General features: G+C 40.7%; 11 protein-coding genes and 2 pseudogenes. 7 read left to right on the top strand and 6 right to left on the bottom strand.

From position 1 onward, the window contains the following. Positions 1-49: 49 nt before the first annotated feature. A complete protein-coding gene (argC, locus tag VE944_RS03035) occupies positions 50-1,108 on the bottom strand; it encodes an N-acetyl-gamma-glutamyl-phosphate reductase (protein ID WP_324972070.1) in 1,059 nt (352 codons plus the stop codon). Positions 1,109-1,454: 346 nt separating this feature from the next. Between argC and ribBA the strand changes: the two genes are divergently transcribed. Together ribBA and VE944_RS03025 are read left to right on the top strand one after the other, a co-directional pair. Next, positions 1,455-3,128 (top strand): bifunctional 3,4-dihydroxy-2-butanone-4-phosphate synthase/GTP cyclohydrolase II, encoded by a 1,674-nt coding sequence (gene ribBA, locus VE944_RS03030; protein WP_324972066.1) that lies wholly within the window; start codon positions 1,455-1,457, stop codon positions 3,126-3,128. 833 nt (positions 3,129-3,961) lie between these two features. Next, on the top strand, positions 3,962-4,324 hold the full coding sequence (locus tag VE944_RS03025) for a hypothetical protein (RefSeq protein WP_324972064.1): 363 nt from the start codon (positions 3,962-3,964) through the stop codon (positions 4,322-4,324). A gap of 256 nt (positions 4,325-4,580) precedes the next feature. On the opposite strand, the gene fabG is transcribed toward VE944_RS03025, so the two are convergent. After that, entirely contained in the window at positions 4,581-5,327 is a 747-nt protein-coding gene (gene fabG / locus VE944_RS03020; RefSeq protein WP_324972062.1) for a 3-oxoacyl-[acyl-carrier-protein] reductase, read from the bottom strand. Positions 5,328-5,604: 277 nt separating this feature from the next. Between fabG and trxA the strand changes: the two genes are divergently transcribed. Continuing rightward, positions 5,605-5,922 carry a thioredoxin gene (gene trxA, locus VE944_RS03015; RefSeq protein WP_324972059.1) on the top strand — a complete coding sequence of 106 codons (318 nt, stop codon included), beginning with the start codon at positions 5,605-5,607 and terminating at the stop codon, positions 5,920-5,922. Positions 5,923-6,611: 689 nt separating this feature from the next. Next, positions 6,612-6,812 (top strand): hypothetical protein, encoded by a 201-nt coding sequence (locus tag VE944_RS03010; protein WP_324972056.1) that lies wholly within the window; start codon positions 6,612-6,614, stop codon positions 6,810-6,812. 11 nt (positions 6,813-6,823) lie between these two features. Here the strand turns inward: VE944_RS03010 and VE944_RS03005 are convergent, their stop codons facing one another. From VE944_RS03005 to VE944_RS02995, 3 genes and pseudogenes are all read right to left on the bottom strand, one after another. Beyond that, positions 6,824-8,743 (bottom strand): iron uptake porin, encoded by a 1,920-nt coding sequence (locus tag VE944_RS03005; RefSeq protein WP_324972054.1) that lies wholly within the window; start codon positions 8,741-8,743, stop codon positions 6,824-6,826. A gap of 675 nt (positions 8,744-9,418) precedes the next feature. After that, positions 9,419-9,691 (bottom strand): annotated as a pseudogene (locus VE944_RS03000) (ferritin-like domain-containing protein); the annotation flags it as partial. A gap of 108 nt (positions 9,692-9,799) precedes the next feature. Further along, positions 9,800-10,492, bottom strand: coding sequence for a Uma2 family endonuclease (locus VE944_RS02995; protein WP_324972051.1), 693 nt, complete (start codon positions 10,490-10,492; stop codon positions 9,800-9,802). Between the two features lie 179 nt (positions 10,493-10,671). Between VE944_RS02995 and VE944_RS02990 the strand changes: the two are divergent. From VE944_RS02990 to VE944_RS02980, 3 genes and pseudogenes are all read left to right on the top strand, one after another. Beyond that, positions 10,672-11,154 (top strand): annotated as a pseudogene (locus VE944_RS02990) (helix-turn-helix domain-containing protein); the annotation flags it as partial. Positions 11,155-11,668: 514 nt separating this feature from the next. Continuing rightward, positions 11,669-12,325 (top strand): DUF2301 domain-containing membrane protein, encoded by a 657-nt coding sequence (locus tag VE944_RS02985; RefSeq protein ID WP_324972049.1) that lies wholly within the window; start codon positions 11,669-11,671, stop codon positions 12,323-12,325. A 158-nt stretch (positions 12,326-12,483) separates the two neighbouring features. Continuing rightward, a complete protein-coding gene (locus VE944_RS02980; RefSeq protein ID WP_324972046.1) occupies positions 12,484-13,014 on the top strand; it encodes an ElyC/SanA/YdcF family protein in 531 nt (176 codons plus the stop codon). Between the two features lie 159 nt (positions 13,015-13,173). On the opposite strand, the gene VE944_RS02975 is transcribed toward VE944_RS02980, so the two are convergent. After that, positions 13,174-14,253, bottom strand: a complete 1,080-nt coding sequence (locus VE944_RS02975; protein WP_324972043.1) for an SGNH/GDSL hydrolase family protein — start codon at positions 14,251-14,253, stop codon at positions 13,174-13,176. Between the last annotated feature and the right edge of the window lie 215 nt (positions 14,254-14,468).

Here is a 14,468-nt window from a genome sequence, read left to right as displayed (position 1 = left end):
GAGTTAGGAGTTTTAATTCTTAATTCATCACTCCTAACTCCTAACAGATTTAAGGATAAAACCCCAACTTGGGCAACCCCAAAGTTTCATCCCAGCCCATCATCAGATTTAGGCACTGAATCGCTTGGCCCGCCTGTCCTTTAATTAGATTGTCAATTGCTGACATGACAATAACGCGACCTGTGCGCGGGTCAACTTCTACACCGATATAACAAAGATTGCTGCCGTTAGCCCACTTGGTTTGGGGATAAATGCCGCTACCGCAGACTCTCACCCAAGGAGAGTTGCGGTAGAAGGCTGACAAAATAGTGATGAAATCATCTCGCACTAGACCGGGATCGCTCATTGTGGCATATACCGTTGCCAAAATACCGCGCACCATTGGGATAAGGTGGGGTGTAAATTGGATCATCAGTTCATGACCAGCTAAGTCACTGCAAATTTGCTCAATTTCTGGGGTATGACGGTGACGGCCAATATTGTAAGCTGCTATAGAGTTGTCTGCTTCAGCTAGTAATAAGTTGGTTTGAGGTTGTCGTCCACTACTAGATGTACCAGACTTGGCATCAATAATAGCTGTTTCTGGCACGATTAAACCTTGCTTTAAGAGGGGCGAAAGTGCAAGGAGACTAGCAGTGGGATAGGAACCAGGACAGCCAATGAGTTGAGCTTCGGCAATGCGATCGCGATAAAGTTCTGGTAATCCATAAACTGCTGTAGCTGCAATGGTGCGATCGCTTCTCTCAATGCCATACCAATTTGTATAAGTTGTCAAATTACTAAACCGATAGTCTGCACTCAAATCTAGTACTTTACATCCTTTTTCTAATAGTTTGGGCGCGATTTGGCAAGCTAGACCATTTGGTAAAGACAGGAAAACTACTTCACAGCGTTGAGCAATTATTTCTGGTTCTACCGCTTCTATTAGCAGGTTAGCTGCATGAGCCAGATGCGGGTAGAGATCCCCGAAAGATTTCCCGATACTGCTCTCATCGCCTAAATAAACCAGTTCGACTTCTGGATGATCCATCAGTAGCCGTACTAACTGTACTCCGCCATAGCCCGACGCGCCAACAATCCCAACGGGTACGCGTCTAAATTTGCCCATGATCTGAAATCCTTATCCCATGAATGGTGAATTCGTTATCAGCTATCAACAATATCAGCGACTAGACGCACAGCGTACAAAACAGCTCAAACCCCTCTAGTTTTTCCGATGCCGGGAAGGAGTAACACGGCGAAATTGTCAAATATTTTCTTTGTCTCTCTTGTCTCCCTTGTCCTGTTCATCCTTGATTGTCGTTGCACTCTATTAATAAACCCCGATTTTCGGGGCAAAAATTGTTGCCAATTTATCAAATCATTGCTAGTCTACTTCTCTGCCTTATAAAGGAGCTACAATCTAAAAGAAGAAATTGTTAAAAAAATTTACGTTGGTAGCTGGAAATCTTTCTGTGTCACAGCCTAATACTAACCAAGCTTTTAAATTTGATTCGATTGATGCCGCTTTAGCAGACCTAAAAGCTGGTCGCGTCATTGTAGTGGTAGATGATGAAAATAGAGAAAATGAAGGCGACTTAATTTGTGCCGCCCAATTTGCCACACCCGACATGATTAATTTCATGGCGGTGGAAGCTAGAGGGCTGATTTGTTTGGCAATGACAGGCGATCGCTTAGACGAGCTAGACTTACCCTTGATGGTAAGCAACATTACAGATACTAACCAAACTGCCTTCACTGTAAGTATTGATGCCGGCCCAGAATTGGGTGTAACCACTGGCATCTCAGCAGAAGACCGCGCTCGCACTATTCAGGTTACTCTCAACCCAGCCACCAAACCTACTGATTTACGTCGTCCTGGTCATATTTTCCCAATTCGGGCTAAAACTGGAGGCGTACTCAAACGTGCAGGACATACGGAAGCGGCTGTGGACTTAGCCCGACTAGCAGGACTATACCCAGCAGGAGTAATTTGTGAAATTCAAAACTCCGATGGTTCAATGGCGCGGTTGCAGCAGTTAGTCGAATATGCGAAACGTCACAATTTAAAAATCATTAGTATTGCGGATTTAATCAGTTATCGCCTACAACACGATCGCTTAGTGTATCGAGAGGTTGTTACCAAACTGCCTAGTGAATTCGGTCAGTTTGAAATTTACGCCTACCGCCATACTTTGGATAACACAGAACACGTAGCAATTGTAAAAGGCGATCCAGCTAACTTCAAAGATGAGGCAGTAATGGTGCGGATGCACTCAGAATGCTTAACTGGTGATGCTTTGGGTTCTTTGCGCTGCGATTGTCGGATGCAGTTACAAGCTGCACTGAAAATGATTGAGTCTGCTGGTCAAGGTGTAGTTGTATACCTGCGTCAAGAAGGACGAGGAATCGGCTTGATTAACAAGCTGAAAGCCTACTCATTGCAGGATATGGGACTGGATACAGTCGAAGCAAATGAGCGTTTAGGATTTCCGGCTGACTTGCGAGATTACGGCATGGGGGCACAAATGCTCATGGATTTGGGGATTAAAAAGATACGCTTGATTACGAATAATCCCCGTAAAATTGCTGGAGTTAAGGGCTATGGGATGGAAGTAGTCGATCGCGTTCCATTGTTAATTGAGGCCAATGACTACAATTCCTATTACCTGGCGACAAAGGCGAAAAAGTTGGGTCACATGCTGTTACAGACTTATCTGGTAACAGTAGCAATCCATTGGCAAGATGACCCAGAAGCTGTGACGGAACGTTATGAACGCTTAGAAAAACTGCGACACTTAGCGAGAAGTAATGATTTATTGTTACAGGAAGAAGCGCGTCCATTAGCGATCGCTATATTTGACGAGCCATCTTTGACAGTACACTTGGGTTTTGATCAAGCAAAAGTTGCTAGCTGCGATTGGTATCAACAAAGTGGTCATCCTTATATACAGGCTATCTTCCAAATTCTAGACAACCTAGCAACCTTGCCATACATCCAGAAAATAGAATTTCTGATTTCTTCTGGTTGCGATCCCTTGAGTAATTTACAAGTTCAACTGGATCGACACACATTTCCAGATGGTACACTGCCTTCATCGATTAGCGATCGCCTGGAGACGCAGCAAATTTATAGCTTTAGCAAATAGCTTGGTTCAATATAAGCTAAAAAACATCTAATTTGCATAATCGAATTAAATATAACTCTTGTGGGGTGGGCATCTTGCCCGCCCAGTATATGCAATTTAAATGTGCAACAGCTTACCTCTAAGAAGGTTTTACTATGATCTCGCAACGGCTGTCTGATTGCGCCCAGTTAAGAGCTTCACTCTACAAGAACCGAGCTTGTTCGGTGTGGGCAGATAAGGAGTCAATTCTGAGTCTGAATGGCAAGACTTGCACTTGCATCTGACCGAGAGTTCAGCCTTTTGATGACAGTAATCTGCTGTCAGGCTGGATTAGTTATTTACGGACTGAATACCGTGATTCACTAATCAACGAATCGCAACCTCTCCGATTCAGAGAGGGACAGACTTGAAGGAAAGTTCAAGGCAGTGAGAGGTTTGTTGAACAAACAAGAGGGGTTAATTCCCCATCCCCAAAGGGAATTGCTTGTAATGAGAAAGGGGTTTAAATCCCCAGACGCTCGCAGACTCGCTAACGCTTCGCTATCTCAAAACGTAATTGCGTTAGCGACGCGCAAGGCGAGTCCGGGATAGCGAAGCGTTAGCGACGCAGGAGCGTCGCGTCATTGCAAATTGCGAATTGCGAATTGCGAATTGTTTAAAAACGCTGTTGTGTCTATTTGCTGTATAACAGATGTATATCATCTGGTTGCTTGTTATAGTTAAATATTTGCACATTTAATATTAAGTACTTGTGTTACTTTTGCTCCCCTCAAGTTTGTGAATTATGAGCTATATAGTTATTCAACTTAAGTATTAAATAAGAGCATTACCAATAGTCTAGGAAAAGCAAAGACGTGAACCGTTTCCAAAAGCTATCCTCAATTGTGTTCTTGCTATTAGCTTTAATTTATCCACCTGCTTTGGCTGAAGCCAAGGATAATACTCTAAACAATGTTCTTAATGAACAGAGTCATGACGCACAGACAAAATTAGTTGGAGGAAAAAGTGAAGAGCTTTTGTTAGCTCATCGACGGACTCGAAGACGTTATCATAGACGGCAACGGACTGGAAGATATTATTATCAACGCCAGAGGAATCGACGACATTATAGACGACGCTATCGCTCTGTACGTTATCACGGACAACCATATCGTCATGGAGAATGGGAACTTGTGCGCGATCGTCATGGACGATTAATGTATCATTGGCAGCGTTAATAGTATTTACATCCAATTTTCTCAGAGAATCTTTATGCGTAAATCCTAATGTAAGCAGACTTATTTGAGTTATCTGATATTCCTGCTCAAAGTAGCGATTGGCAAGCGCCCGCACAAGTGCTTCTTTGCCTGAAAAAATTAATGCAACGACCCTACTAGAGAGCTGCACGGGTGGCGCAAGCTTGATTTAATAAGTTCGTAGTTGGCGCTTTAGCGCTAAAGCACTAACTACGAACAATCGCTACCCCTTAACTATTTAGGCCATCACCATACCGCCATCGACGTTAAAGACTTGTCCGGTGATGTAGTTGGCGGCGGGATCGGCGGCGAGGAAGCGCACCATCCCAGCGACTTCTTCGGGTTGACCGAAGCGGCCGAGTGGGATGTATTTGAGAATATCTTCGGGGTTGTTGAGGTCGCTGGTCATATCGGTGGTGATGAATCCAGGGGCGACGGCGTTAACAGTGATCCCACGAGTAGCTAGTTCTTTGGCAACGCTTTTGGTGAAGCCGATTACACCTGCTTTGGCAGCGCTATAGTTTGACTGACCTGGGTTGCCCATTTGCCCAGCAACGGAAGTAATGTTGATAATTCGCCCCGATCGCTGCTTAAGCATGATTTTACTGACAGCCCGTGTACATAAGAAAACACCAGTTAGATTAAGGTCTATCACAGCTTGCCAATCTTCTGGCTTCAAACGCAAAAGCAGGGTGTCGCGGGTAATACCTGCGTTGTTGACTAAAATATCCACACGACTGAACTTTTCCATCACCGTGTTAACTAGTGTGTCTACTTGATCGCCTTTAGAAACGTCTGCTTGGATAGCGATCGCTTGACCTCCCGCACTTGTAATTTCTGTAACAACGGCTTCAGCTGCTGCACTGGAACTGGCATAATTGACAACTGCGATCGCTCCCTGTGTAGCTAATTCAATTGCGATCGCTCGACCAATCCCTCGTGAAGCACCTGTGACTATTGCGACTTTATCTTGTAATAGTGTCATTTAATGTTCCTCAATCTTAGAAATACCGCGCTAATTATCTTATGGTGATTTAGGGAACATCTGAATATTGTCTAGATAATTAAATATCTATTTTAATCCATATACACAAACAAGAATAATATACGAATTTTATTATAATTATTTAATATTTTTTGCTGGCAAATCATTCTATATTGACTAATATAATCCTTTCTCAGCAAAAACCCATAAACCTATACCGCTTTTATTTTCTAAGAATTACTATTGAAACAAACAATTGAAAATCGGTGTGTATCACATGGCAAATAAAAAGCAATTTAACAGCTTTGAAGAGATGCTGTCTGCTTCTGATGTACCTGTATTAGTAGATTTTTACGCTGACTGGTGTGGCCCATGCCAGATGATGGTGCCAATTTTAGAGCAAGTCAATGCCCAACTTAAGGATCGCCTGCGAATTGTTAAAATCGACACAGAGAAATACACAGATTTGGCTAGTCAGTATAAAATTGCTGCTCTACCAACTTTAGTACTATTTAAGCAGGGCCAGCCTGTGGATCGGATAGAGGGAGTGATGCAAGCACCGCAGTTAGTGCAATATCTACAAACAAAGGTTTAAGCTAATACTTAAAATTTGGATTTTAGCTGCCAGAGGCGCGGATATCGCGTCTTTTTTAGTAGGTTAGCACAGCTTGTAGCCCTACGAATCAGCGTGTAAAATCTTAAGTAAATATTAAGCATATCTACTTATACGTCTAGAGAAAGTAGTTTAGAAATTGAGATAGCTATATTGTGTAGATATAACAAAATATCTTGACAAGTAAAGCAATATATGAACTCCAAGCAGCAAAAATCTGATAAAGCTTATATTTGGGTGAATATTGATTTTGATAAAGTTAAACATAGAATAGATGCGGTGACTTGCCAAATTGAGCGGGTTATACAAAAGCACCAAATTTCAAATCAAACTAGTCAATCAAGCAAAATAAATAAGCTGTTGCACATTTAAATTGCATATACTGGGCGGGCAAGATGCCCACCCCACAAGAGTTATATTTAATTCGATTATGCAAATTAGATGTTTTTTAGCTTAATTAGATTATGTGTAGGGCGATGTCTATGATGAGCTAAACGTACACAATTTATTTTTAGTGTAGCGTAGGCGTATGCCAAGGTAAGTATCGTACCAGTTTTGCACCAGATGAAAAAGTTAAACATCACCTTGAGAAAATAGATAAAATTCGTGAAAAAGCCCTTACAGAGACTGTTAGCAAAAGTAATTTTTATCTAGAAAACAGAATTAATCAAATGTCAATAGCTGTAATGCAGGCGATCAGCTTGTCTCAAAACAGCATTGAGCAGAGTTTGGAAAGAATCGAATATTTGGAAAATAAGTTATTTCAAGATGCTAATCAAATAGTTGATAAAATATCCGAACTGATAGATGGCACTATGAACTTTGTTAACCAATCTCTAAATCCCCCAATTTGTTGGGGGAATTTGAGCTGACTCGCAATCTCTTAAAACGTAAAAGTAGTCCGAAGTACACCTACAGTCGTAGTGTCATTGTTGCTGTTACCTTCTGGGTTAAAGAGAACAAACGCACCAGGGGTAATGCTGATATTATCGCTAACTTGAAGGCGGTAATAGGCTTCTAAATGGTAAGGAGTCGCCCGATTCTCGCCTGTGGGGGTAAGTTGAGCAGAACCACCAGTATCAGTACGGAAAAGCGGCTGACCAAAAAGAATCCCGGCGGTGTTCCCTGACTTGAATAAATCTCTGAAGTGAACTCCCGCCATCCAACTTGTAAAGGTGGTGGAAGCATTCACGCTATTTGAAGCAGCATCAACAAATAGTGCTGCACCGTAGCCAGATAAGGCTATGTTGGGAGACAATCGCCATGTTACCGTACCTCCAACAGAGTTGAGTGTGACCGGTGTCCCTGCTGCAACCCCTGCTAAAGCACCGATATCACTACTAACTAATCCTGTACCCAAAATATTGATTTCGTGATAACTGTGGGCATAGTTTAAGCCAATATCAAAAGCGGGACTTGGCTTGAAGGTTAACTGTGTGGCAATAACACTACTACCACTAAATAAACCTGCTCCCAAAGGTGTAGTAGAAACTCCTGGTACTGCCTCAGTGGCAGATTTTTGGGTTAAATTGGCATTTGGATTGCCATATAAAGCTCTTAAATCCAAATTTGGCGAAATATTAAAAATGAATCCCGCCGCCGATGCTAAACCAGTACCCGAAGTCCCACCAGAAATCCGTACCACAGGATTCAAGCCAGCAAAACGAGAAATTGACTCTTGTCCTTCACCATAAAAAGGCGTAATTGCTGGGAAAGCATCTGATGTTTCCGCCGCAGTTCCCGCAAACAAGGTTAATTTATTAGCGACGGGAAAGATATACAGCAATTTGTAAAGCTGAACACTGTTTGCGCCAACACTCGACAAAGTATTGACATTTAACCCCGGAAATTGCGGTTCAAAACTGGTACGGGCGCTACTTGCGCTTAAAAGCGGCGCAGCTAATCCTAAACTTTCTTGCAGGCTACCCTGTCCATTAGCCCCACCCAAAAAGTTGTAGGCTTGCAATCCAGTAATTAATGAATCTTTACCAGTAAAGCTAGTGGTGAGATTTAACCGCACTCTATTGACTAGGATGATGTTGGAGTCGCTGTTATTAGGAGCGCCACCGCTAGCACCAATACCAGCAATAATTACCTCTCCATTGAGTTTGGTCGTAGTAGAAAACTGATTTGCTTCTAGTTCTGCTGTGCGAGCTTCTACAGCATCTACTCGACCCCGCAATGTTGCCAATTCTGCCGCAAATTGTTCTTGTAGTTTCTGCAATGTGGCTAAATCTTCCTTCTTGACCAAATCACCAGTTGCAGTCGCAATCAGTTCATTTATTCGGTCTAAACAAGCATTTAAGCCAGCAGCAAATTCATAGCGAGTCATCGCCCGATTACCGCGATAGGTTTGATTGGGATAACCTGCAATACAACCATAGCGCTCGACTAAAGATTGGAGTGCCTGAAAAGCCCAATCGGTCGGCTGTACATCAGACAATTGAGATACGGATGTTACTTGTGCAAGTTTGTATGAGGATGGAGATGAACTTGCAGATTGTGGTATGATTGGCTGCCAAAAATTAATGGCAGAATCTACTTCTAAATCTTGATTTTTTTGCTGTTGATTAACTGAGGGTAAATTTTTTTGAGTTTCATTAGCTATCAGCAATTTACTGGAGATATTATTTGCTGAATTGCTTTGATGAGAATCATTTTTTTGATAGCTGCCATCATCTTGATTAACAGCTACGTTTTTATCTGCAATTTCTAAATTAGGAAGGGCTTGCACAGGTGATAAACCGGCAATTAAACATAAAAATCCCATCCCACTAGCAGAAGCTAGTAGATACTTTGCCATGATAACTCCCAACACCTATAAAATAGTGAAAAAATTAATTGCGATTTTAAAATGCATTGATAAGTAAATTTAAAGGGGATTTATAAAAAAATCTTATTAACTTTAAATTTTCGATATCAGGATTTTTTTCTGAATTGACTTACCAGAACATCAGCTTATATCGCAAGTATTAAATTATAGTAAATACTATTTTTGGAAATAATTAACAACAAAGGATATTGGGAGTTCTTATAATTACTATTGGCAAAATACTAATTATATTAGTCTGATTTTGTGATAACGAATATAGATATTGAGTCGCGGATATCTGCGGCTCAATACCTAACAAAGAATAATTTACTCAAAAAAATTAAGAGCCTGCGATCGCTGATCTATTTAGGTGCAGGTAAAATCAGTAAGAAAACAATGGAAATAATTTCTCTTGCGCTTGTAGCCTACTGTAGACCTCACAATAGTCTTGCATATCACATTTTAGCAAAATAAACAATACCTTACAGTAAGTAATATTTTTAACAAAACATTTGTAACTACCCTTGCAGTTTATTTACCCACCGCCTGCTATTCTTATAGTTACTTCGGTCTGTCATAGCAGATAGATTATCCTCAATAATGTTCATTTATTAGCGCTCATATACCATCGTGGTAATGTGGGTGCTTTTACTTTATCGCTCATGGCAAAAATCTGGTTTGATGAGGATGCAATTTTTCTAAATACTGCCGACTTGTTTGGGTATAGCCGCGAATGGGAGCTTCTGTATCCATCGCACCTATCAATATAGATAAAAATACCTCTGCGTCTAAGCCGATAATTTGATTGCGGTTAATTGTTTGCCAGTCGATGAGTTTCCAGGGACGCGGTTGGGGATTGGTAAACTGTATCGGTAAATCTTGCAGACGTTCATGTAGTTTTTCGACTGCAATATATCTATCTATGAGGAAACGAATGCGGCTGGTATAGCTGATAAAAATCCAGAGGCAGTAATTTTATTTTTGATTGCTAATTCTGCTTTTGAGTGGGTTGTATCGGCAGAGATTATAGCAGAGTATAAGGAAGTTTTAAAGCTCCCCAAATTGTTGACGATAACGCTCAAGTTGTTTTTGTGCTAATTCAAGCTGCTGGCGAGTTTGCTGTTCAGCTTCTTCTGGTGTCAGATAGCGATTTCCTTGTTGGTCATACCAATACAAAACCTGACGCTGGATATTACCAGATATGTATTGCCCTCTACCAATTCCCAAACCAATTTCTGGCATCCAAAAGGGTTCACCAATTTGCAATTGATAGCTACCATCTACTAAGCGATAAACTTCAAAAGGTTGGTGACGATCGCGTTGCCAATACTCTGGATTGTAAATAATGTAGTACAGCACCCCTAACTTGGCATAAGTGTCTAATTTTTTGTCGTATTCTCCACCCGGAGTTAAGGAAACAATTTCTAAAGCCAGGATAGGCACAATGTTGTTTTCTTCCCAGACAACATAGCTTTTACGAGATTTATCTGCCTTTCGGCGTTCTACACCTAAGCTCAAAAATCCGTCGGGTACAATCGGCACAAGTGGACTAACACCTGTGGTATGGTAAACGCCCATATCCACACTGAAAAACCAGTCATTACGGTTTGCCCAAATATATTGCAGCAAAAAGAGAAGCAGGTTAGGAATAAAGTTCTGGTCTTCGTTATCCACAGGGGTATCGTCTGAACAAGGAAGTTCAGCACTGCTAGGCAATTGACGGGGGTCTGATTTCACCATAAGTAATGATGGTGCTGAGATGACCTAATGACCTTTATTTTATTAGATGAGAAAGCTTTATTCTGAAAAGTCGGGATAAAAAGTCGGATTTACAGAATCTTATCCGAAAACTCCAACAGCATAACTGTAGAGTGATTTATAGTTGTCCTTAAAATCTGAACTACCCTTGTCGTTACACAATGGACGCTGAAGCAGCAGTAGCATGGGTAGATGCCATAATTCCCCCGCAGACTGGGGAACGGTTAAGCGATTTGCAAAAAGTGATTCTTGTGCAAGTTTGGTTGGGTAGAAAATACTTGGATATCGCTCATTCTTACGGTTGTACGGAAGGACACGCCAAGGATGCTGGTTCTCAGTTATGGAAGCTGCATTCTAAAGTATTGCGAGAAAAGATTACTAAAAGTAATTGTCGTGCTACTGTGGAGCGAGTTTTGAGAAAAACTACTGCGATATCCAGCCTGATTGATTACTCGCGATCGCCACATCCTACCCCAAAATTAGAGGATAGCAATTTTATTGGACGAACAGAAGCGATCGCTCACCTGAATACTTTGGTAAATCAAGGATCGAAAGTTATTGTTATCCAAGGTGAGAGAGGCTTAGGGAAAACTACTCTAGCGCAGCAATATCTGCAAACTCAGGGGTTTGATTTGGTTTTAGAACGATCACCTACGGTGGGAGAAACAGCGCCATCGCTCACCTCATCTTCCTATATCAACTAATTATGGGGTTATCTGATTGCCAAACTTTTATATGCACTAAATTTTAAATTTGTCAATATCTACTGTTTACAGCTAAAGTCTAATGTTAGAATCAAGTCTTCAGCTAAACTAGATACTATCCAAACCATTGCTAATTATTAGTATAATATGGCGAAAGTTTGCCTACCTTTAACAAGGGGCAAAATCCTCTTGTTAGTCTGGTTAATTGAGATGGTACCTGGATTTACGCCGTGCTTTACTGTTGCTATGTCTTTCGCTCTCGAAGTAAATCCGGTCAAATGGTAGAAATAATTCGTCAGCTAGTGCGTCTGTCAAGTCAACCAATACTACAAAAATGGCTTAATACTTTAGGGATTGTGACACTTAGTTAGTCTGATTGCCCATAATAATAAAAGTAATTTTTCAGCAATTTACTGTTGTACTCTATTAGTAAATCATAACTATATTTTTAACTATGACTACGCAAACACTACCTCCACCAGAAGTTTATCAAGGTCAGTTTGGGGAATTTACAATTACTCAGAGCGATCGCACAGGCGTAATTATCTACCGTGCTGGGTTAATGGTAGCAGCACTAAGCTTTGCCATAGGCAGTGCTTTGGTTTTACTCAATAATAACCCGGCTATTTTTACCGCACTTACACCTCTATATACTTGTTTTAGTGTCGCTCTTGGTGTAAGTTTATTTACCATTCATATTTATATGGCATCACTGCACCGAATATTGCAAATTTTTTGGGCGATCGGTAGTATAGCATCAGTGATTCTGGCAATCTCTAGTAGTGAACCTTTGGCTCTCACTGTTTACAATCACCCTCTTACCTTATTTGGAGTTGGTTTTATCTTCGTTGCTTTGACAGGTATTTACTTTAAAGAGGCTTTTTGCTTCAATCGCCTGGAAACCAAAGTATTAACCCTAATAGTACCGCTACTATTGTTAGGACATTTGGTGGGAATTTTACCAACTCAGGGGGAAAGTGTTTTATTAGGAATTTGGGCAACGTTATTTTTGGTATTTGCTCTGCGAAAGACATTGCAAGCAATTCCTCCTGATATCGGAGATAAGTCTGTGTTTACTTATTTGAAAGAACAACGTTTAGCTAAGGTTTAATGCAGACAAAAAATCGTCGGTGTCGAAAATTTCCAAAAATTAAACTAATAAAACGCCAAGAAATGTGGACACTTACGGCTCAGGGGTGGGCGATTGCAATCGCTTCGATTGCTTATTTAATATTTTTCACTATTACTCATGTACACTCATTTCTCGCCGTGACTTCCCCGATCAAATCAGCAGAAGTATTAGTTGTTGAAGGATGGCTACCAGATTATGCCATACAACAAGCTTTGACTGAATTTAAAAGCGGTTCTTATAGTCTAGTAATTACCACGGGAGGCTCAATAGAAAAAGGAAATTATCTTAGTGAATATAAGAACTTTGCAGAAGTGTCAGCCGCCACTTTCAAAAAACTCGGTTTAGAATCAGAGAAGGTGGTAGCCGTACCGACACCTGTGGTAATCAAGGATCGTAGTTATGCATCTGCTGCCGAATTTAATCGCTGGCTATCCGATTCAAATTTAAATCTACAATCAATTAATGTTTTTTCTTTGGATGTTCACACCCGTAGGAGTTGGTTGCTGTTCAAAAAACTACTTAGCCCTAACATCAAAGTCGGTGCGATCGCTGCGAAAACACAAGATTATGATCCAAACAAATGGTGGGATTATAGCCAAGGTGTACGGACAATTATTGATGAAGGCATAGCTTATATTTATGCGCGGTTTTTGAATTGGAAATCCTAACAGTAATAATTAGTAATTCGTAATTTTGAGTTACGAACTACGAATTATGTTATGTAGCTTTTCCTAATTAAATGGGCTATATCAGAGCAAGCGAAGAGCTTGTTCTTAGGGAATTGAGGGCGGGGTGCTTTTACTATATGCAATTAGATAAATATCATATTACTTTTCCAGAATTTGTAATAATGCTTGGCGGTAAATTTTTAGACCCTCTGCGTTCAGATGATCACCATCGCTAGATAAGTTCTTTTTAAAAACATTATTCTCATACAATGGTGCTACTTCTGCTACTGCAACTGGCACTTTTTCTATTTCACCAACTTTATTAATCAAAGTATTAATTTGTTCAACTCTAGAATTTGGGGCTGATATAGTTGGATCTGAGCTTGCTGCAACTGTTGAATAAAAGGCTGGAATCAGAAAAATCTCTTTATTTCCCATTGTGCGGACTAGTGCGATCGCCTCTTGCAGATTTTTGCTAAACAACTCATCACTAGTTCCATACCAAGCATCATTTCTACCTATAGCAATAATAGATTTTTCACATTTCACCTTGGTAGGAATTAAACTTTTCAGTTGTTCCAGTAATGAAATTGTACTCAGCCCATTTAACCCAAAATTAAAAGTACCCCTCCCAAGTGTATTACCAAGTCCAGCCGAAACAGAATCACCAAATAAGCAACCTGAGAGCTGTTTATTTTGGGCGGCGAGTGTTTGATATTGCAGAGCAATTTTCCCTAAAGGTGAAGAAGTTACATTATCCTTTGGAGGTGCATCAGCAGCACTAGAAGATGAATTTGCCATACCAACTAGTTTAGAAATTTTTGACACATCAACAACTAGTTGATTGCTGGGATAGGCTTCTAGAAAGGTAGTTATTCCTAAACCTTCTGGTGATCTTGCTCCTATGATCATCGCAGATCGTAGAGCCTGTATACTGGCTTGATCGCGACGAGCGATCGCACTAGAAGCAAAAGATAAAATTTGCTTGCCCATTCCTGTATTTAGCAGTTTATCTAAAGCCACAATATCCAGAGACATTTTCACTTGCAGAGCATCTTGAAACTTTTGTTTCTCTTTGGCGCTGAGATAATCTAAGAAAGATTGCAAATCGCTAGAAGCTTTTTGCGTCTCGCCATAGTTGCGTATATCTGCCACCGGAATCGATTGCTCAAACAATCCGTATCTGACAGTAACTTTTTCGGCTGCCAAACTAGGCAATAAACCAAGGCCACTATGCACCAGTAAAAATATTAAGCACCCAGATAGGCTTATTAAAAGACGATAAAAATATTTCATCACAGAAAATCAGAATATAGATAGTCAATAGTTAATAGTCAAGAGTCAAGAGTCAAAAGTCAAGGGGAATTGGGAAAGAAGTCTTTGTAGAGACGGCGATTCATCGCGTCTTTTGCCTTAACCGTACAGCATTGCCCCCATCCCTATCAACACCCAAG

This window comes from Nostoc sp. (genome assembly GCF_035638895.1).
Classification (GTDB): Bacteria; Cyanobacteriota; Cyanobacteriia; order Cyanobacteriales; family Nostocaceae; genus Nostoc.
Note: the sequence above shows the minus strand (reverse complement) of the source record. Positions and strands in the feature narration are given on the sequence as shown.

What these genes read in the sequence shown, in the direction of transcription:
- argC (WP_324972070.1), bottom strand. Translation starts at nt 1,108, where the DNA reads ATGGGCAAATTTAGACGCGTACCCGTTGGGATTGTTGGCGCGTCGGGC.
- fabG (WP_324972062.1), bottom strand. Translation starts at nt 5,327, where the DNA reads ATGACACTATTACAAGATAAAGTCGCAATAGTCACAGGTGCTTCACGA.
- trxA (WP_324972059.1), top strand. Translation starts at nt 5,605, where the DNA reads ATGGCAAATAAAAAGCAATTTAACAGCTTTGAAGAGATGCTGTCTGCT.
- VE944_RS03010 (WP_324972056.1), top strand. Translation starts at nt 6,612, where the DNA reads ATGTCAATAGCTGTAATGCAGGCGATCAGCTTGTCTCAAAACAGCATT.
- VE944_RS03005 (WP_324972054.1), bottom strand. Translation starts at nt 8,743, where the DNA reads ATGGCAAAGTATCTACTAGCTTCTGCTAGTGGGATGGGATTTTTATGT.
- VE944_RS02995 (WP_324972051.1), bottom strand. Translation starts at nt 10,492, where the DNA reads ATGGTGAAATCAGACCCCCGTCAATTGCCTAGCAGTGCTGAACTTCCT.
- VE944_RS02985 (WP_324972049.1), top strand. Translation starts at nt 11,669, where the DNA reads ATGACTACGCAAACACTACCTCCACCAGAAGTTTATCAAGGTCAGTTT.